Raw genomic sequence first — 21,013 nt, forward strand, 5'->3', positions numbered from 1 at the left:
AGAATGAAACTGAAAAACATTATCTACGGAATGATGTGTGCAATCACACTCGGTTCCTGCTCAGATAAAATGGAATATCATGAGTACAATAATTATGATGAGGATTTTGTGAAGCTCAACTTCGGTAATGTGGGAGGGCTGATAACAAATATCTATTTGGCCATGGATGTGGACTTTGGAAATTATAGCGGAGCTATTTTGGGTTCTGCTACGGATGAGTCTGAATATGCTTATTCAGGAAACCAGATAGAAGATTTCTACAATGGTTCTTGGAGTCCGTCGAATGCCAAAGGAAGTATGTGGACATCTTGTTATGAAGGAATAGCCAATTGCAATCTGTATTTGGAGAAGTTTACCGGACTCACATTTCCCGAACTTGCTTTGAATAGTGATTATGCCCAGCAAATGTTCCGATATAACAATTACCAGTATGAGGTGCGTTTTCTTCGTGCGTATTTTTATTTTAATTTGGTGCGGCAATATGGAGATGTACCTTTCAGCGACCATGTGATGACAGCGGAAGAATCGAATACGTTGTCACGCAGACCGGCTCAGGAAATCTTTGATTATATTATATCAGAATGTGACGATATCAAGGATAAGATTGTGGTTGATTACAGTAAACTGGGAGATATGGCATTGCCTAGCAGTCCGGCAGAAACGGGGCGTGCTAATCGTAAGACTGTGTTGGCGTTGAAGGCTCGTGCAGCTTTGTATGCTGCAAGTCCTTTATTCAATCCTTCCGATGATAAAGCACTTTGGTATCGTGCAGCTAAAGCAAATAAAGAATTATTGGATGATAATGACGGGTTTGCGACCAAACCGAAGTTGCTGGTAAGTGATTATGACATGCTTTGGAGTAAGGATAGCTATAATGATGCTACTAGTGAATTAATTTTCTGTCGTCGTGCCACTACTACCACCAATTCGTTCGAAGGATACAATTTCCCGATAGGATTGGAAAATTGCAAAGGTGGCAACTGTCCGACGCAGACTTTGGTGGATGCTTATGAGATGCAGGCAACCGGTTTGCGTCCGGATGAAATGGAGGATTACGATCCTACGAAACCTTATTACGAAGGTCGCGATAAAAGGTTTGGGCTGACTATTGCCAAGAATGGAGATGAAAAGTGGCCAAACTGGAATACTGTTCCTCTGCAAACCTATCAGGGTGGGTTAAATGCGGAACCGTTGAGTGGCGGTACTCCGACAGGTTATTATTTGAAAAAGTATTGTCAGACGGCAGTAGACTTGCGTGCCGGTACAGCTTCAAAGACCTATCATTCATGGATTACATTCCGTTTTGGAGAGTTTTATTTGAATTATGCGGAAGCTGTATATAAATATCTAGGCGGTCCGGATAAGACGGATAGCGAGTTTACGACTTCGGCAGTGGATGCCATTAAGATTGTCCGTACTCGTGCTGAAATGCCGGGCTTTCCAACCAATATGACTAACGATGCTTTCTGGAAAAAATATCAGAATGAACGTATGGTTGAATTAGCATTTGAGGGGCATCGTTTCTGGGATGTGCGTCGTTGGAAAGAGGCTGACAAGCATTTCAAAAACATTGTTGAAATGAAAATCACCAAAAATGGTGATGGTACTTATACTTATGAACGTAAGACAAAGAATAGAATATGGGATGATAAGATGTATTTCTTTCCTATTCCACAGAGCGAACGTTCTAAGAATCCGAATTTGGAACAAAATCCGGGATGGTAAATCCCGGATGTCCGAAAAGAACGGAAGAGGAGTTTTTGAATGTATTATTAAACTAAAGAATTGGAAATATGAAAAAATATAATCTGTTGGTATGGGCTTTTTGTCTGTTGATGGCAGGAGCTTGTTCAGATGATGAGCCGGTGGTTCCACCAGTGGTGGAGGAAGAACTTCCGCCTTTGCCGCCGGTTGAAGTGGTTACAGGCAATCGGGCAATGTGGGTGAGTTATGATCCCATTTGGGAAAAGGACGTTAATGCGACAACAGGCATTTCATCTGCGTTGATTAGTTGGCGGTTATTAAAGACAGATCCGGCAAATGTGGCTTTTGACATTTATAAGTCGGAAGATGGCGGAGCTGAAGTGAAATTGAACGAGGCTCCTATAACGAATGCAACTTCATGGTCTGATGAGAATATTGATAAGGATAAGTCCAATACCTATCGTGTTACGTTGGCCAACCAAACGGAGACTCTTTGCGAGTACACTTTTACATCAGATATGGCAAGGAAGTTCTATCGTGAGATCCGACTGAATGTGAATGTACCTGACGCTTCTTTGACTTATTCACCGGATGACATTCAGGTAGGTGATTTGGATGGTGACGGTGAGTTGGAGATTGTGGTGAAGAGAGAGCCATACGACGGCGCGAACCAAGGGGAATGGAAGAATGGGACGACTTTGTTGGAAGCTTATAGAATGGATGGTTCGTTTTTATGGCAGATAGATATGGGCATTAATATCCGTTCCGGTTCTCACTATACTTCATACATTTTGTACGACTTTGACGGAGACGGCCGGTGTGAGATTGCTTTCCGTTCGTCGGAGGGTACGAAGTTTGGTGATGGCAAAACGATTCTTGGTGCAAATGGATTCGTGAACGACTATCGTTGTCGTGAGGAAGGTGGTAAGGGATGGTATTCCGGTGCTGCTTTACCCACTATTTGCGGGCTGGTGTTGGAAGGACCTGAATATGTATCTATCTGTAGAGGATTGGATGGACGTGAAATTACTCGTATAGATAATATCCCCAGAGGAGGTGAGGGCTCTAAAAGAAGCCGTGCTAAATATTGGATAGATTATTGGGGAGATGATTATGGCAACCGTATGGACCGTTTCTTTATCGGTGTTGCCTATCTTGATGGCATCCCGGATGAGGCAACCGGTGTAAGAAAGAGTAATCCAAGTTTGATTATCAGTCGCGGTATTTATAAGAATTGGCAGGTATGGGCGCTCGATTTGAAAGGCAATCAATTGGAAACACGTTGGAAGTTTGATACAGCCGAGCATTCAGCCGAATGGTTGGCAATGTGTTCACATGCTTTCCGTGTGGCGGATTTGGATGGGGATGGCAAGGACGAAATCTTATACGGTTCGGCGGCTATTGATGATGATGGCGGTGAACTATGGTGTTCGGGCAATGGACACGGTGACATTCTGCATGTTGGTAAATTTATCCAAGACCGTCCGGGGTTGCAGATTGTGGCTTCGTTTGAAGAACAGGAAACGTATGCGAATATGGGACACGGATATGGATGCCAGGTGATTGATGCCAAAGATGGATCGTTGATAAATGGACATGCACCCGGAATGAATGGTGATGTCGGACGTTGTATTGTGGCAGATGTCGATCCGGATAGTCCGGGATTTGAGTATTGGTCGTCCGTTCAGTCTGGTATGTATTCTTGTAGCACAGGGCAGGTGGTCAATACGAATTATCCGACAGGTATAGGTGGCGGTGTATGTTATAACGTAGCTATTTATTGGTCGGGAGAAGGAACACGCGAGATGTTTGACCGTGCATTGGTGTTGAGTTATAAACAGAACTCATTGTTAAACCGCCAGCGTTTGGTGAATTTTAGTGTCGGCTATGGCAGTAATCAAGGAAATCATGGAACCAAATACAATCCTTGTTATTATGGCGACTTCTTGGGAGATTATCGTGAAGAGGTGATTATGGGGTCGGAAGATGGTAAATCCATTTATATCTTTTCTACCAATCATCCTACTACTCATCGTCTTCCGCATCTGATGACAGACCATACATACGATATGTCGCAAGCTATGCAGAACATGGGATATAATCAGGGAACTAACCTTGGTTATTATGTAGGTGCCGAAACCTTGAAGTCATCCGAAACGGAAGAACCGAAAGAATAAGAAAAGTCTTATTCTATTTTAGTATAAGTTTATAAAGAAAGAACAAGCCGGTTACAGTATCGGGTTGTTCTTTCTTTTCATATTTGAACGAATCACCATATATATGGATAATATTCTATTTCTTAATTGATCGTCTCTCCCTACTTTTGTAAGGTGAGATAGCAAATATATGTATATATGAAAAAACTCTTTATCCTTTTGTTCCTCTTCATTACTTTAGGAACAAACGCACAAAACAATAAAGTTTCCGGCCTCAACGCCCGTCAGTTTCATAAATATTGGAAGGTAGAGTCGGAATCACCGGATTATAAAGTGACATTTCAGGGTGATACCGCTGAAATACTGTCTCCTAAAGGTCTTACCTTATGGAGGAAAGAAAAGATGAGCGGACGGGTAACCATTGAATATGATGCATGTGTAGTTGTAGAAAAAGAAGGAGACCGTTTGAGTGACCTGAATTGCTTTTGGATGGCTTCGGACCCAAAACATCCTGATAATATATGGAAACGTGAGAAGTGGCGTAGCGGAATCTTTCTGAATTGTTATTCTTTGCAACTCTATTACATGGGATATGGTGGAAATTATAACTCTACTACACGCTTCCGTCGTTATGACGGCAATGAAGCAGGAATCACAGATCCCAAAGTACGCCCTGCCATACTGAAAGAATATACAGATACCGAACATTTGCTAAAAGCGAATCACTGGTATCACATTAAGATAACAAATGAAAATAATAGGGTTAGTTATTACATAGACGGCAAGAGACTGGTGGACTTCCGCGATGCCGAACCTCTGACTGAAGGATGGTTCGGCTTTCGCACCACCTTATCCCGTACCCGTATTACAAACTTCCGCTACGAATGTTTGCCATCCCAAACGTCTACTGTTCCTTTACATTGGATCGGCAATACGCCTGAACAAGACAAAGCTGTAAGTTTCGGAGTTCCTTTTGATGAAGGCTACCTATTTCCTGAAACTTCATTGCGACTAAAAACAGATAGAAATCAAGAGATTCCGGTAGATACTTGGCCATTGGCTTACTGGCCGGATGGTTCCGTGAAATGGAGCGGAGTTGCCGGAGTTATTCCTGCCGGAACAGAAAGACTGACATTAGAAAAAGCCCCCCGGAAAGCAAAAACTATCAATAAACAGCCTAATGCTTCTATTGCAATCACTGAAACGCCTGAAAATATTCAAATTGAAACAGGGCTAATTTCCGTATTTATTCCCCGACGCGGAGATTCCCTGATTGATAGCCTGTTATATAAAGGAACTAAAGTAGGAGAGAAAGCGCGTCTGATTTGTAATACTCAAAGCGAGCCGATTCAAGAAAATACATCTCAAATATCTTTTACTCATTACATAGGGGAAATAAAATCAGTAACCATAGAACGTCTGGGCGCTGTACGGGCACTTGTAAAGTTGGAAGGGATACATCGGAATAGGAAGAATAACCGTGAGTGGCTTCCTTTTGTGGTACGTCTTTATTTTTATGGTGGCAGTGAACAGATCAAAATGGTACATAGTTTCGTCTATGACGGAGATCAGGAGAAAGATTTCATTCGTAGTTTGGGTATCCGTTTCGACGTTCCTATGCGTGAAGCTTTGTATAATCGTCATATTGCTTTCTCGTGTGCAGATGGAGGAGTGTGGAGCGAGCCGGTACAACCATTGGTAGGGCGTCGCATACTCACTTTAAATAAGGCAGATAATTTAAATAAGACAGATAATAAGAAAAACAGTAATAAAAAGAAGGATGCACAACAGAAGCCAACAGATGAATACTCCCTGCAAGAGCAGCAAATGGAAGGCAAACGTATTCCGCCTTATGAATCTTTCGATGAAAAGAACCGCTCTCTGCTCGATAACTGGGCTTCATGGAATGATTACCGTCTGTCTCAACTCACTGCCGATGCTTTCTCCATTCGTAAACGTGCCAATAACGATAATCCCTGGATAGGAACCTTTTCCGGCACACGTAGCGATGGATATACTTTTGTCGGAGATATTACCGGAGGATTAGGACTTTGTATGCATGACTTTTGGCAGTCTTATCCCTCTTCTATTGAAATCTCAGACGCACGAACCCCGGTAGCTACCCTTACCGCCTGGTTGTGGAGCCCAGAGTCCGAGCCTATGGATTTGCGGCATTATGATCGTATAGCTCATGACCTGAATGCCAGCTATGAAGATGTGCAGGAAGGCATGAGCACGCCATACGGTATTGCCCGTACCACTACGTTTACACTGATCCCACAAAGTGGTTATACCGGGAAAAAGGCTTTTGCTGATTATGCCAAACAATTTTCTAGCCCTAGTCTGTTAATGCCAACCCCGAATTATCTTCATGCCCGCCAAGCTTTCGGGATATGGAGTCTCCCTGACCGTACTACTCCATTCCGTACTCGTGTAGAAGACCGCTTGGATGCTTATATTGACTTCTATCAGAAAGCAATCGAACAAAACAAGTGGTACGGTTTCTGGAATTATGGTGATGTAATGCACGCTTATGACCCCGTTCGTCATACCTGGCGTTACGATGTCGGAGGATTTGCCTGGGACAATACGGAACTGGCTTCTAATATGTGGCTATGGTATAATTTCCTGCGTACCGGGCGTATGGATATCTGGCGTATGGCAGAAGCTATGACGCGTCATACAGGCGAAGTGGATGTCTACCATATCGGCCCCAATGCCGGATTAGGCAGTCGGCATAATGTAAGTCATTGGGGATGCGGAGCAAAAGAAGCGCGAATCAGCCAGGCCGCCTGGAACCGTTTCTACTATTACCTTACTACGGACGAACGTTGCGGTGATTTAATGACTGAAGTGAAGGATGCCGACCACAAACTCTATGAACTGGACCCTATGCGCCTGGCCCAACCTCGCAGTGAATATCCTTGTACCGCTCCCGCCCGTTTGCGTATCGGTCCCGACTGGCTGGCTTATGCCGGTAATTGGATGACAGAATGGGAGCGCACAGGTAACACTGCTTATCGTGATAAAATAAAAGCCGGAATGAAAAGCATTGCCGCCCTGCCTAACCGCCTTTTTACTGGTCCCAAAGCTCTAGGATTTGATCCGTCAACAGGGATCATCACAACCGAATGTGACCCCAAATTGGAAACAACCAACCATTTGATGACGATCATGGGCGGATTTGAGATAGCCAATGAAATGATGCGTATGATTGATATACCCGAATGGAAAGACGCCTGGCTTGACCATGCTGCACGTTACAAGAAGAAAGCATGGGAACTTAGCCATAGCCGTTTTCGTGTTTCCCGCCTGATGGCTTACGCAGCTTACCACTTGCGTAATACCCAAATGGCTGAAGAAGCCTGGAAAGATTTGTTTACCCGGTTGGAACATACACCTGCACCGCCTTTCCGCATCACTACCATACTTCCGCCGGAAGTACCGTCTCCATTAGATGAATGTACGAGCATCAGCACGAATGATGCTGCTCTTTGGAGCTTGGATGCTATTTATATGCAGGAGGTTATTCCGAAGGATGAATAGCGGAAGCGTTTGTTTCTTCACATTTCACCATATCCCAACCTTGGAACTGAATTAATAATAGGTGAAGTGTCGTTCCGGTAGCTAGTTTCTTCACAACTTTATCCTTACTGTATTGTAACAGTTGTTGTCTTCCTTCTTCTACCTGGTTTTCAAGCTCGGCATCGGTAGCCGTACGTGTAGCGTATTTCAGTTCCAGGATATAACTGTGTTTTATATCGGAATAACGTATTTTATCCGGCAACAGGAAGAAGTCACAATAACCATAGTTCATTTCCAGTTCCGGTTGTACGAGATAATAGGAAGCAATGGCAAGATAGGCTTTCAGGAAACCTTGCAGATTTCTTTCCCCTTCTATTGCGTCACGTATGGAAGAGTTCTCCCGATAGGCGCAGGCGATGGTTTCGAAGAATGGTTTCCAATGACCGTCGAAGGCGAAATCATCTATCAGGTCTTTCAGATGTGAAAGATTCAGAGTATGGGCCTGTTGATAGTAGTCGCGTAAGAATCCAAGGTACTGCTCGCGTACACAATTGTTAGGTATGCACATTTTCAGACGGTCGCCACGGGTTCCGCACATGGTGAGTAAGCCATAATAATAGAGTAGGCTTCGGAAGTTCTCAATATCTGCTATCTTCTCTGACGGGAATGAGGTATGCAAGTCTACCAGTATTTCACCTTTTGCCGCTATTTCTTCGATAGTGCTCATGCGGCTTCCCTCATGAGTGTTGTCGTGGTCAATGCGTGCCAGCATTTTCAGTTTACTGTAATCCGTACGGATATTCTTGTCTACCATGTTTTCGGGCGGAAGGTGAAAATCAATTTGGTTACGTAAATAGTATAAAGTCATATCGCAATTAAACACACGGTCGTTGTCCAAAGACGTTCTGGCGAAACAATAATTGTCATACCACGGTTTCATTTCTGTAATCATCTCTTCTATATCACCGACCAATTTTCCATTCTGTTGGTAATAACGGAGCATTTCACGTACTTCAGTTTCATCAAATCCCATCATGGCATTAAAACGGGAATCAGTCGATATATTCCAGTCAATATTATACCCGCTAGACAAATCATCCAATGTGATAGGGCTGACTCCCATTAGGAAAATCCGGTCGAACATACCTTTGAACTGCTTGAAGTATTCACGATAGAAGCCACTGGCATGAGTCAGGTCATGGAACATTTTTTGCCCGTGTTCGCTCAATATGACATTGGTGAAGTTATCATATTCGTCGATTATCAGATAGAGGGGATAGCCTTTTTCTTTGGCCTTTACTTCGATATACGATAATTTTGCTTTAGCGCTTTCAATACTTTCTACTGTTGACTTAAAATCTTCATCATAATAAGATGCATATGCATGGGCAAACTGGTTGATGATGATACTGCAATATTCATTAAAGCTGCTCATTAAGTCTGCTCCCGGCAGAGAACAGCCTGCTTTTGAGAAGTCGAAGAAAAGGACTTGGTAATTGTTACGTCCTTTAGTCGGATGACTTCCTATCCATAAATCACCGAAATACTTGTCGAAGTTATCTTTCTGTGCTATGTCGTAATAAGTACGCATCATGCTTAGGAACAGGCTTTTTCCGAAACGTCTCGGACGAATAAGGAAAAGATAACTGGGCATTTCCTCGATAAGGGGCAAATACATGGTCTTATCGACGAAATAGAAGTTTTCGTTCCGCATCCGGTTGAAGTCGGATATTCCGTATGGTATTCCTTTCACTTGACTCATATTGACAGGCTTTTAATTTGTATAGGCAAAGTTAATCTATTCTGTGGAATAAATCAATGATTTGTGGTTGTATTATGGAAAGGTGGCTATTTGTTTTCGTACAAAGTAGTACTAGCTGTCCCCCAATCTATTAATAGAAAAGTTTTTATGCATTAAAGGTAAACTTCCTTTCCCTTACTATCAAACTTGCAATTAACTTATTGCAAACTATAAACGCAAGTTCCGTTTTTATAAATGAAGCCTTTGATTATAAAAACAAAGCTTGCATTTATAAAAACGGAACTTGCGTTTATAGTTTATTCTTAGGCAAACAAAACTTTAGGATTAACCCAATAGAAGTTTGCAAAGGGGTAAGAGCAACTTTTCTATTAATAGATTGAGTGATAAGTAGCGTAGCCTTCCTTATATTATGCTGCTTACTTCAAATATTCCTTCAACGGACAATCTGTCTTTTTCAGCCCTTCCGCAATACTTTTCGCGTTCATGTGCGCTCCTTTCAGAGAAGTATGTGTATGGTCGTGGTTGTAGTAAGTCGCAGCTTTCTTCACACCCTTCTTTTCAAGTTTATCAGCACTGATTTTGTTCAGGTCGATAAAGTAAGCTCCGGTGGCTTCGGCAGCTTCGCGTGTCCATTTGCCGAAAGATTCAGTGTTGCGTTCTATCTTTCCGTCTTTCCATTTGTTGCGTGGAGTGTGGCTCAACACAATGGGAGTCGCCCCTTTTTCCTGAACGTCCCTGATAAACTTACGGAGATACCAGCCGAAAGTATAAACAACTTGGTATTTTCCTGTCTTTTCCATAAGAAAGACCTTGCTTTCATCTCCCGAACCACGTAGTTCGGCACGGGCTTTCCCTTTGTTTATATCTCCTGCATCGTTGTGACCGAACTGTATAAGTACGAAATCTCCCGGTTGCAAGGCATTATATACCTTATCCCAACGGCCCTCATCCAAATATGTACGTGCACTACGTCCTGCCATTGCACGATTTTCTACGGAAATCTTATTCAGGTTGAACTCGTCAGCTATCACGCTTCCCCATCCCCACATACCGTTCTTGTCTTTATCCTCATTTCTGACCGTGCTGTCGCCGATAGTGAACAATACCGGGCGTCCTTCCTTACGGCTGGAACCTGTCACAGTGTCCTGTTCAACAGGCTTCAGATAATTGGCCAATTCCAGTCCTTCATATGCACGTATTCCATCCGCAGCAGACTCGGCATTGACTTTGGCACCGAAAGCACTAGTGTGGATACGGTCGATATAAAACATATATTTCACTTTCTCCTTGCCGAACTTCTCGAACTTGCGGGCAGTGATATCATTCAAATCAATAAAAGGAACATGCTGTTCTTCTGCCACCTGCTTTGCCCACAATCCGAAAGTTTTGTTGACACGTGTGACGATAGTGCTGTCTTTATCTTCCCAAGCATTGCGTGGAGTGAGCGAGAACAGGATAGGATGGGCGCCTTTCGCTTTCACGTCGCGGATAAAACGGCGCATATATTCGCCGTAAGTATATACGGTTTCTTTTACTCCGGTTTCTTTAATTGTCACGTTCAGCGTGTCGTTGCCAATTCCGGGAATGGAAGCACGGGCACGTCCGCTGTCGTATGGGCCGTTGTCATTGTGCCCCAATTCGATGATAACCCAGTCTCCCGGGCGGACTCCTTTGATTACATCTGGCCATAAACGGTTATAGAAAGTACGGCTACTGGTTCCGCCCAACGCATGATTCTCTACCGTAATCCGGTTAGAGTCGAAATAATCAGCTGCATAATAGCCCCAGCCCCATTGTCCGTTATTGCCGTTTCCTAAGGTTCCGGTGCGCATGGTGGAGTTTCCCACCAAAAACAATACAGGGTTATTGCCTTTGCGGCTCGAACCCGCTTCCGGTCTTGATGTACGTGCTTTGTTCAGGCTGTCCAGCGTATTGTCAATCACTTGGTTGACATCTTTCATGGGAGCAGTGACCTTATTCTGTGCCTGCATTTGCAGGCTGCATGCGATGACTATCAGTCCGCATGCATATTGGAACAACTTGTTTTTCATTTTCTGTTTTCTTTGAAATCCCTCACTGACCTGTTCGACACCTGTCAGTGAGGGGACTAACTACAAACTAACCTCTACTTGAACTTAATGGATGATTATTCTTAACCTTATTGAAAACTCTCTTTATCTCAATTTGTAAATCTCCGTCCCGGCAAGCAGGAAACAACCTACCCCGTAATCTTCAAAGTCGGGCACACTCTTGTATGTAACAGGCTGCCCGTCTTTAGGCTCCTTACCCGTGCCCTGTACATATCCCAGGAATCCGTTCGGATGAACAGCATCTTTTACCATTGCATTCCATGCCTTTAAAGCAACCGGAAGATACTCCTTGCGGTCGAGCAGTCCGTTGCGGACTCCCCAAACCATTCCGTAGACAAACAGTGCCGTTCCGGAAGTCTCTTTCCCGCCGAAGTTCGTAGGGTCATGAAGGCTGACATTCCAGAAACCGTCTTCACGCTGGCATTTCTTCAATGCCTTGCTCATGGTCAGAAAATCGTTGATATAATCCTGACGGTGTTTCTCGTCAGCAGGGATTTCATCCAGCACACGTACCAAGGCGGCATATACCCAGCCGTTTCCTCGGCTCCAGTAACAATCTTCGCCATTCGGCTCCTTATACGGCGGATTGAAATCCTGGTCGCGCCACCACAGACCGTCTTTGGAGTTGAACATACCCGTCTCGTCATGCTGGCTGCGTGTATAATGATACATGTCCCACATCTTGTCGTAGTATTTCTGCTCTCCGGTCATTTTGCCGAACTTGGCGAAGATAGGCATTGCCATTTGTACGGCGTCAATCCACCACCAGTCGTTTACTTGCGGAGTGTTCACCACCATGTCGATGCTCGCCTTGATATTCCGAATCATGTTCGGGTCGGACGGACATATATTATACAGGTCGATATAAGTTTGTCCGCAGCAGTGGTCGTCCGCGTTACGGGTGGTGTTACCGTTGCGCATTCCCCATTTGTGGAAGTCCGCCCAGTCATAGGCATAGCGGTAATAATCTTCGCGCGGGTAAATGCCGTATAAGGACATCAGTCCTTCGTAATAGACGCCCCGTGTCCAGATATTGCTGGGACGTACGCGACCGTAGAAACTGGGAATGGTATAATCGGCATACTTTTTCATAAAGTAGTCGTTTACCTTTATAATAGTCTTTAACGTTTCCTCTTGTGCAGGCAACTCTTGTGCTGCGACCGGATGTACGGGCATCAGACAGAAAAGAAGTGTTACTGTAAAAAATGAGAGTAGTGATTTCTTCATGGTGTAATAATTCTGTTTTATTAGTTCACTGTTTATAATAAATTTCAATCGCAAAGGTAAGGGACGTTCTTTTCTTTATCAATGGATTTTTGTGCATATAACTTTAAATTTGTTCACAAAGTGCCTGAAATCTGCTTTAAAAGTATATTTCTACATATATCTGTACGATATTCTATTTTATCAATCCCCTGCGTTCCTTACTTTTGTGTGGTAATTTGATAAATGATAAAACTATGAAGTACATAACTGTCTTTTTTAGTCTGTTCCTGATGACTGCTTCTTTAGTAGCCCAGCCGAACTATGACTTTACGAAGTTGAAATGTGAACATTTGGGACGTGGCGTGATTGCCATTCGTGAGAATCCTTCTACGGTAGCCGTTTCCTGGCGCTATCTCTCTTCCGACCCGATGAATGAATCATTTGATATATATAGGAATGGTGAAAAGATAAATAAGCACCCGGTGAAAGACGCCACTTTCTTTCAGGATACTTATGCAGGGACGGAGCCTGCCCTCTATACTGTCAAAGCCATCAAAGGAAAGACCGAAAGCACTTACCAACTGCCGGCAAATGCTCCGGCGGGTTATCTGAATATCCCGTTGAATCGTCCGGAAGACGGAACAACTCCGTCGGGACAAAGCTATTTTTATGCTCCGAATGACGCAAGTATCGGTGATGTGGACGGTGACGGCGAATATGAGATTATTCTGAAATGGGATCCGAGCAATGCGCACGATAATTCGCATGACGGCTATACGGGGCCTGTAATCTTTGATTGCTATAAACTGGACGGAAAGCATCTGTGGCGTATCGACTTGGGAAAGAATGTACGTGCCGGAGCGCATTATACTCAATTTATGGTCTATGACCTGGATGGCGACGGTCGTGCGGAAGTGGTGATGAAAACCGGAGACGGAACAATGGACGGAAAAGGGAAAATGATAGGGAATCCCGACGCGGATTATCGCGAAGCGGGCACTTTTGATAAGAAAAGAAACAGGCTTGTCAATCAGGGACGTATTTTGAAGGGGAAAGAATATTTAACCGTATTCTCCGGTCTTACAGGAGAAGCACTACACACCATTGACTATATCCCCGAACGTGGTAACCTGATGGACTGGGGAGATGACCGTGCAAACCGAAGTGACCGTTTCCTTGCCTGTGTGGCCTATCTGGACGGAATTCATCCAAGCGTCGTGATGTGTCGCGGCTATTATACCCGTACTGTATTGGTTGCTTTCGACTGGGACGGGAAAGACCTGAAACAACGTTGGGTATTCGACAGCAATAATCCAGGATGCGAAGACTATGCCGGACAGGGGAATCATAACTTGCGGGTAGGTGATGTGGACGGTGACGGATGCGATGAAATCATCTATGGTTCATGTGCTATCGACCATAACGGAAAAGGACTTTATTCTACCAAAATGGGACATGGAGACGCTATTCACCTGACTCATTTCGACCCTTCCCGCAAAGGCCTGCAAGTGTGGGACTGCCACGAGAACAAACGGGACGGAAGTACATACAGGGATGCGGCAACCGGAGAAGTCTTGTTTCAAATAAAGAGCAATACCGATGTCGGACGTTGCATGGCGGCCGATATTGATCCTACTTATCCGGGTGTTGAAATGTGGTCTTTAGCTTCCGGCGGAATCAGAAGCGTAAAAGGCGAAGTTGTAAAGGAACGGGTGAGAGGATTGTCTTGCAATATGGCTGTCTGGTGGGACGGTGATTTATTGCGTGAATTGCTGGACAAGAACATCGTGAGCAAATACAACTGGGAGAAAGGAATCTGCGAACGCATCGCCATTTTCGAGGGCGCCCTCTCCAATAACGGAACGAAAGCGACTCCTTGCCTGCAAGGGGACATCATCGGCGACTGGCGTGAAGAAGTACTGCTACGTACAGCCGATAACACAGCTTTGAGACTTTACGTTTCTACTATTCCCACTGACTACCGTTTCCATACTTTCTTGGAAGACCCGGTGTACCGTATCAGCATTGCGACACAAAACGTCGCTTATAACCAGCCCACACAACCTGGATTCTACTTCGGTCCCGAATTAAAGGGCACCGTATTCAGAGGATGTAAAATACCTAAAAAATAAAATATGAATATTCGTATCATAGCCATTGCTTCATTACTGATAGCCTTGCCTGTCAGTGCGCAGAAAAAGAAAACGGTAGTAAATGACTCAAATACACCTTTGCATTTGCTGCAACCCGCCTATCAAGGTACTTACGGTAACTTGACTCCAGAACAGGTGAAGAAAGACGTAGACCGTGTGTTTGCCTATATAGACAAGGAGACTCCCGCCCGTGTAGTAGACAAGAACACAGGAAAACAGATAACCGATTATACCGCCATGGGAGAGGAGGCGCAACTGGAACGCGGTGCTTTCCGTCTGGCAAGCTATGAATGGGGAGTGACCTATTCCGCCTTGATAGCGGCAACCGAAGCTACCGATGACCAGCGTTATATGAACTATGTACAGAACCGTTTCCGCTTTCTGGCGGAAGTAGCGCCGCATTTCAAACGAGTGTACCAAGAGAAAGGGACAACCGACCCCCAACTGCTGCAAATCCTTACTCCTCATGCACTGGATGATGCGGGAGCGGTATGCGCAGCTATGATAAAAGTCCGCCTGAAAGACGGCTCGCTTCCTGTGGACGGCTTGATTGACAACTATTTCGACTTTATCATAAACAAGGAATACCGTCTGGCGGACGGAACTTTTGCCCGTAATCGCCCACAGCACAATACGCTCTGGCTGGATGATATGTTTATGGGAATCCCCGCAGTAGCACAGATGAGCTGTTATGATAAGGCTCAAAAGGAGAAATATTTGGCAGAAGCAGTAAGGCAATTCCTGCAATTTGCCGACCGTATGTTTATTCCCGAAAAAGGACTGTATCGCCATGGTTGGGTGGAAAGCAGCACCGACCATCCTGCTTTCTGCTGGGCACGTGCCAACGGTTGGGCGATGTTGACAGCCTGCGAACTGCTCGACGTATTGCCGGAAAACTATCCCCAACGTGCGAAAGTAATGGACTACTTCCGTGCTCATGTGCGTGGCGTGACAGCCTTGCAGAGTGGAGAAGGGCTTTGGCATCAATTACTCGACCGCAACGATTCGTATCTTGAAACTTCCGCTACCGCAATTTATGTCTACTGCCTGGCGCACGCCATTAATAAAGGCTGGATTGATGCAATCGCTTATGGTCCTGTCGCTCATCTGGGCTGGCATGCCGTGGCCGGGAAAATCAATGCGGAAGGTCAGGTGGAAGGTACTTGCGTCGGTACGGGAATGGCTTTCGACCCTGCTTTTTATTATTACCGTCCGGTCAATGTGTATGCGGCGCACGGATACGGCCCGGTGCTTTGGGCGGGTGCGGAAATGATTCGCCTGCTGAAGAACCAGTATCCGCAGATGAACGACAGCGCCGTTCAATATTATCAAGTAAAACAAAAGACGACGGCTCCTATCTTCGCCGTCGATATGGAAGACACTAAGTGATTAACTTTAAATAGATTGAAACCATGAAACGAGAAGCATTTAAGATGTATTTGAAACCCGGCTGCGAAGCCGAATATGAAAAGAGACATGCCGCCATCTGGCCCGAACTGAAAGCGTTGCTTTCAAAGAATGGCGTGTCGGACTATTCCATTTACTGGGACAAGGAAACGAATATCCTTTTCGCCTTCCAAAAGACGGAAGGAGATGCCGGTTCACAGGATTTGGGCAATACGGAGATTGTGCAGAAATGGTGGGATTATATGGCGGACATCATGGAAGTGAATCCGGACAATTCGCCGATATCCATCCCTTTGCCGGAAGTGTTTCATATGGATTGATATTTCCGGTAATTAGGTTGAATTGATAGTGCTGGGGAATGCTTGGTAGGAAATACAAGCATTCTCCTCATGTTATTTTAATGGAGTGTTTCTTTCTTATTCCAACTATCTTGATTATTTTTGTCCAACATTTATTATTAATCTTGGAATCTATATGACGCAAAGACACTTTTCAGTCTTCCTCTTTTTCGTTTGTTTTGTGCTGAATGCTTATGGTGCAATAGAACTCCGTTCCACACAAATGAGAACCAGTGACGGTCTTCCTAATAACTCTGTCCGCTACATCTATCAGGATAGCAAAGGCTTCCTGTGGCTGGCTACCTTGAACGGGTTAAGCCGTTATGATGGCAACTCTTTCCTTACCTTCCGTCCGGAAGCCGGAGACATGGTTTCTTTGGCTGACAACCGGATTTATGACCTGACCGAAGACAAAGACGGTTTCCTGTGGATTTCCACCACACCGGAATTATATAGCTGTTACGATTTGCAACGTGCCCGTTTTATTGATTATACCGGGTGTGGCGAGTCGAGACAGAACTATTCGAAGGTATTTGTAGCCGCCAACGGAGATGTGTGGCTGCACCATTCGGGAAACGGCTGCCGTCAAATGAACCATCAACCGGATGGCGGAATGACCTCTACCGTATTCAGAACCGAACGTGGTAATCTGCCGGACAACAGGGTGAAATTTGTTAATGAGGATGCCGGCGGTCGCATTTGGATTGGAACGCAATGCGGCCTAGTCTCTGTCACCAACGGACAATACCGGATAGAAGACCGTCTAATACATTTCACTTCTTCTCTGGCTTACAAAGATGATATGTATTTCCTGACTTCCGACGGGGACATCTACCTTTATCAGTCTGCCACCCAAAAGATGCAGAAACAAGGTTCTCTTGCTGTTGTAGCAGGAAAGACTTCGCCCACCGGCAACTTCCTGCTAAAGGATAAATGGGTCATTCTGACTACCACCGGAGTATATACGTACGATTTCAACACCGGTGACATTCAGGCGGATTCCCGCATGGACATCAAGAAAGGCGAACTGATACGTGACAATCACGGCGACTATTGGATATACAACCATACGGGACACCTTACCTATGTACTTGCCGAAACGGGAGAAATCAAAGACTTTCAGTTGATTCCGCAGGACAAGATAAGCTACATCGACTTCGAACGTTATCACATCGTCCATGACTCCCGCGGAATTATCTGGATTTCGACCTACGGAAACGGTCTTTTCGCCTATAATACCGCCGAAGACAAACTGGAGCACTTTGTGGCAAATATAAATGACCAAAGCCATATCAGTTCGGACTTCCTGCTCTATGTCATGGAAGACCGTGCCGGCGGTATCTGGGTAGCTTCCGAGTATTCGGGCTTATCCCGCATTTCTGTCTTGAATGAAGGAACTTCCCGCATCTATCCCGAATCCCGTGATTTGTTCGACCGTTCGAACACCATCCGTATGCTCACTAAAATGTCGAACGGTGATATCTGTGTCGGTACACGTAAAGGGGGGCTTTACACCTTCGATTCCAATCTCCGCTCGAAGATGAACAATCAATATTTCCATTCCAATATTTACGCCATTGCCGAAGACGGGCAGGGACGAATGTGGACGGGAACCCGTGGAAACGGACTGAAAGTAGGGGACACCTGGTATTGTAATAATCCTTCCGACCTCACGGCTTTGTCCGACAATAATGTCTTTGCGATTTACCGCGACCGCAAAGAACGTATGTGGATAGGGACATTCGGCGGCGGGCTTGAACTGGCGGAACCTACGCCGGACGGCAAATATAAATTCCGTCATTTCTTCCAGCAGACATTCGGAATGCGAATGGTGCGTGTGATAGAGGAAGACGAGAACGGGATGGTCTGGGTAGGAACCAGCGAGGGCATATGCATCTTTCATCCCGATTCATTGATTGCCGATTCTGATAATTATCACCTGTTCAGCTACACGAACGGTAAGTTTTGCAGTAACGAAATCAAGTGCATCTACCGGGATACGAAAGGACGTATGTGGATTGGCACATCCGGTTCGGGACTGAATCTCTGTGAGCCGCAGGATAATTACAATTCTTTGAAGTATGAGCATTACGGCACTTCCGAAGGACTGGTCAACGATGTGATTCAATCTATTCTCGGAGACAAGAACGGAAATATCTGGGTGGCTACCGAGTACGGTATCTCCAAGTTTAATCCGGCTAACCGTTCTTTCGAGAATTATTTCTTCTCTTCCTATACCTTGGGGAATGTGTACAGCGAGAATAGTGCCTGTATGCGCGAAGACGGAAAGTTGTTGTTTGGGACAAACTACGGTCTGATTGTCATCGACCCCGAAAAGATACAGGACAGCGAGACTTTCTCTCCGGTAGTCTTCACCGACTTGTATGTCAACGGAACCCAGATGAATCCGCAAATGGAAGATTCCCCGTTGAAGCAGTCACTTGCCTATTCGGATGAAATCACTTTGAAATATTTTCAGAACTCATTTCTGATAGACTTCTCTACCTTTGATTATTCCGACAGCGGACATACGAAGTATATGTACTGGCTGGAAAACTACGACCAGGGTTGGAGTGCACCTTCTCCTTTGAATTTCGCTTCTTTCAAATACTTGAATCCGGGGACATATGTGCTTCATGTCAAATCGAGCAACGGGTCGGGCATTTGGAACGATAGCGAGACTACCTTGAAGATTGTGATTGTCCCGCCATTTTGGAAGACTACCTGGGCGATGCTATGTTATGTATTACTGTTGATTATAGCCTTGTATTTTGCCTTCCGCATTGTCCGCAACTTTAACGGGCTGCGCAACCGCATCAATGTGGAAAAGCAGTTGACCGAATATAAACTGGTATTCTTCACCAATATCTCCCACGAATTCCGTACCCCGCTTACATTGATTCAGGGAGCACTGGAGAAAATACAGCGCGTCACGGATATTCCCCGTGAACTGATATACCCGTTGAAGACCATGGATAAGAGCACGCAACGTATGTTGAGGCTTATCAACCAGTTACTCGAATTCAGAAAGATGCAGAACAACAAACTGGCACTTTCTTTGGAAGAAACCGATGTTATCTCTTTCCTCTATGAAATATTCCTGAGTTTCGGAGACGTGGCGGAACAGAAGAATATGAATTTCCGTTTCCTGCCTTCCGTGCCTTCTTATAAGATGTTCATCGACAAGGGAAATCTGGATAAAGTGACTTATAACCTGCTTTCCAATGCATTCAAATATACGCCTTCCAACGGCACTATCATCCTTTCGGTGAACGTGGACGAAGCCCGGAAAACATTGCAGATTCAAGTTTCGGATACGGGGGTCGGTATCCCCAAAGAGAAACAGAATGAACTGTTCAAACGCTTTATGCAGAGCAACTTCTCCGGTGACAGTATCGGTGTAGGTCTGCATTTGAGCCATGAACTGGTGTCGGTGCATAAAGGTACGATTGACTATAAGGACAACGAAGGCGGTGGTTCCGTATTTACCGTATGTATCCCGACGGACAAGACGGTTTATGCGGAGAAAGACTTTTTGATTCCCGGCAATGTATTACTGAAAGAAGCGGACGGACAGGCGCATCATTTGCTGCAACTCTCGGAAGAACTTCCCGACCCGGAAAAGCTGCCTGCTCCTTTGAATAAACGGAAAGTCCTGATTATTGAGGACGACAACGACATTCGCGAATTCCTGAAAGAGGAAGTCGGTGTATATTTTGAAGTAGAAGTGGCTGTAGACGGAATATCCGGCTTTGAGAAAGCACGTACGTCCGAAGCAGACCTGATAATCTGCGATGTGCTTATGCCGGGAATGACAGGATTTGAAGTAACCCGGAAGCTGAAATCGGATTTCGATACAAGCCATATCCCTATCATCCTGCTGACTGCATTAAGCTCACCGGAAAAGCATTTGGAAGGTATCGAAGCGGGAGCGGATGCCTATATTGCAAAGCCGTTCAGCGTGAAACTACTGTTGGCACATGTGTTCCGTTTGATAGAGCAACGCGACAAACTGCGTGAGAAGTTCTCCAGTGAACCGGGTATCGTGCGTCCTGCCATGTGCACTACCGACCGGGATAAGGAATTTGCCGACCGTCTGGCGGCTATCCTTGAACAGAACCTCGCTCGTCCTGAATTCTCTATTGACGAGTTTGCACAGTTGATGAAGTTGGGACGGACGGTCTTCTATCGGAAGCTGCGCGGTGTGACCGGATATTCACCTAATGAATACCTGCGGGTAGTCCGGATGAAGAAAGCGGCGGAACTGCTGCTCTCGGAAGACAACCTGACTGTTGCGGAAGTATCCTATAAAGTTGGTATCAGCGACCCGTTCTATTTCAGCAAATGTTTTAAGGCGCAGTTCGGCGTGGCGCCGTCTGTTTATCAGCGTGGGGTGAATACGGATGCCGCTTCTTCGGAGCCACAGGAATCGGATTCATAGCGATAATATTACATATTGGATAATTTTCCTTGTATTTGTGTACAATAGTCTATTGTACAAGAGGGGAAGTACGCCTATTTTTGCAAAGTAAATAGTGCGTAACTGGATTATTGTATCTATATAAGTAGTTATTCATAATTATTTCACCTATGTCGAAATTACATTATCTTTGCCTCGAACAAAACCGCATGATAAATGAAAATCAAGAAATTGACGCTGAGCGATTCCGAA

At 45.0% G+C, this 21,013-nt stretch carries 10 protein-coding genes; 7 read left to right on the top strand and 3 right to left on the bottom strand.

Annotated elements, in window-relative coordinates:
- Nucleotides 1-3 precede the first annotated feature (3 nt).
- The 3 genes from NSB03_RS03045 to NSB03_RS03055 all read left to right on the top strand — a co-directional run bounded on the left by NSB03_RS03045 (nucleotide 4) and on the right by NSB03_RS03055 (nucleotide 7,406).
- Nucleotides 4-1,725, top strand: a complete 1,722-nt coding sequence (locus NSB03_RS03045) for a RagB/SusD family nutrient uptake outer membrane protein (RefSeq protein ID WP_257466204.1) — start codon at nucleotides 4-6, stop codon at nucleotides 1,723-1,725.
- 68 nt (nucleotides 1,726-1,793) lie between these two features.
- The gene (locus NSB03_RS03050; protein ID WP_257466205.1) at nucleotides 1,794-3,881 is read left to right on the top strand and encodes a rhamnogalacturonan lyase family protein; all 2,088 of its coding nucleotides are present in this window, start codon (nucleotides 1,794-1,796) and stop codon (nucleotides 3,879-3,881) included.
- Between the two features lie 177 nt (nucleotides 3,882-4,058).
- Nucleotides 4,059-7,406, top strand: coding sequence for an exo-rhamnogalacturonan lyase family protein (locus tag NSB03_RS03055; RefSeq protein ID WP_024986437.1), 3,348 nt, complete (start codon nucleotides 4,059-4,061; stop codon nucleotides 7,404-7,406).
- Here NSB03_RS03055 and NSB03_RS03060 read toward each other — a convergent pair.
- The 3 genes from NSB03_RS03060 to NSB03_RS03070 form a co-directional block, all read right to left on the bottom strand.
- A complete protein-coding gene (locus NSB03_RS03060) occupies nucleotides 7,387-9,147 on the bottom strand; it encodes a PD-(D/E)XK nuclease domain-containing ATP-binding protein (RefSeq protein ID WP_257466206.1) in 1,761 nt (586 codons plus the stop codon). The two genes, NSB03_RS03055 and NSB03_RS03060, sit on opposite strands and share 20 nt — an antisense overlap.
- Before the next feature lie 416 nt (nucleotides 9,148-9,563).
- Nucleotides 9,564-11,198, bottom strand: coding sequence for a rhamnogalacturonan acetylesterase (locus tag NSB03_RS03065; RefSeq protein ID WP_024988588.1), 1,635 nt, complete (start codon nucleotides 11,196-11,198; stop codon nucleotides 9,564-9,566).
- Nucleotides 11,199-11,321: 123 nt separating this feature from the next.
- Nucleotides 11,322-12,464: a glycoside hydrolase family 88/105 protein gene (locus tag NSB03_RS03070; RefSeq protein WP_024988587.1), complete on the bottom strand. Its 1,143-nt coding sequence runs from the start codon at nucleotides 12,462-12,464 to the stop codon at nucleotides 11,322-11,324.
- A gap of 233 nt (nucleotides 12,465-12,697) precedes the next feature.
- Here NSB03_RS03070 and NSB03_RS03075 point away from each other — a divergent pair, with 233 nt between their 5' ends.
- From NSB03_RS03075 to NSB03_RS03090, 4 genes are all read left to right on the top strand, one after another.
- Nucleotides 12,698-14,575: a rhamnogalacturonan lyase gene (locus tag NSB03_RS03075; RefSeq protein ID WP_257466207.1), complete on the top strand. Its 1,878-nt coding sequence runs from the start codon at nucleotides 12,698-12,700 to the stop codon at nucleotides 14,573-14,575.
- A gap of 3 nt (nucleotides 14,576-14,578) precedes the next feature.
- Nucleotides 14,579-15,985, top strand: coding sequence for a glycoside hydrolase family 88/105 protein (locus tag NSB03_RS03080; RefSeq protein WP_257466208.1), 1,407 nt, complete (start codon nucleotides 14,579-14,581; stop codon nucleotides 15,983-15,985).
- Between the two features lie 23 nt (nucleotides 15,986-16,008).
- Nucleotides 16,009-16,323 (top strand): L-rhamnose mutarotase, encoded by a 315-nt coding sequence (gene rhaM / locus NSB03_RS03085; protein WP_024988586.1) that lies wholly within the window; start codon nucleotides 16,009-16,011, stop codon nucleotides 16,321-16,323.
- A gap of 154 nt (nucleotides 16,324-16,477) precedes the next feature.
- A complete protein-coding gene (locus tag NSB03_RS03090) occupies nucleotides 16,478-20,782 on the top strand; it encodes a hybrid sensor histidine kinase/response regulator transcription factor (protein WP_024988585.1) in 4,305 nt (1,434 codons plus the stop codon).
- The last annotated feature ends 231 nt before the right edge of the window (nucleotides 20,783-21,013 follow it).

The organism is Bacteroides acidifaciens (genome assembly GCF_024623065.1).
Classification (GTDB): domain Bacteria; phylum Bacteroidota; class Bacteroidia; order Bacteroidales; family Bacteroidaceae; genus Bacteroides; species Bacteroides acidifaciens.

Bases quoted from the DNA above. Each gene is read 5' to 3' on its own strand.
- NSB03_RS03045 (WP_257466204.1), top strand. From the start codon at position 4: ATGAAACTGAAAAACATTATCTACGGAATGATGTGTGCAATCACACTC.
- NSB03_RS03050 (WP_257466205.1), top strand. From the start codon at position 1,794: ATGAAAAAATATAATCTGTTGGTATGGGCTTTTTGTCTGTTGATGGCA.
- NSB03_RS03055 (WP_024986437.1), top strand. From the start codon at position 4,059: ATGAAAAAACTCTTTATCCTTTTGTTCCTCTTCATTACTTTAGGAACA.
- NSB03_RS03060 (WP_257466206.1), bottom strand. From the start codon at position 9,147: ATGAGTCAAGTGAAAGGAATACCATACGGAATATCCGACTTCAACCGG.
- NSB03_RS03065 (WP_024988588.1), bottom strand. From the start codon at position 11,198: ATGAAAAACAAGTTGTTCCAATATGCATGCGGACTGATAGTCATCGCA.
- NSB03_RS03070 (WP_024988587.1), bottom strand. From the start codon at position 12,464: ATGAAGAAATCACTACTCTCATTTTTTACAGTAACACTTCTTTTCTGT.
- NSB03_RS03075 (WP_257466207.1), top strand. From the start codon at position 12,698: ATGAAGTACATAACTGTCTTTTTTAGTCTGTTCCTGATGACTGCTTCT.
- NSB03_RS03080 (WP_257466208.1), top strand. From the start codon at position 14,579: ATGAATATTCGTATCATAGCCATTGCTTCATTACTGATAGCCTTGCCT.
- rhaM (WP_024988586.1), top strand. From the start codon at position 16,009: ATGAAACGAGAAGCATTTAAGATGTATTTGAAACCCGGCTGCGAAGCC.
- NSB03_RS03090 (WP_024988585.1), top strand. From the start codon at position 16,478: ATGACGCAAAGACACTTTTCAGTCTTCCTCTTTTTCGTTTGTTTTGTG.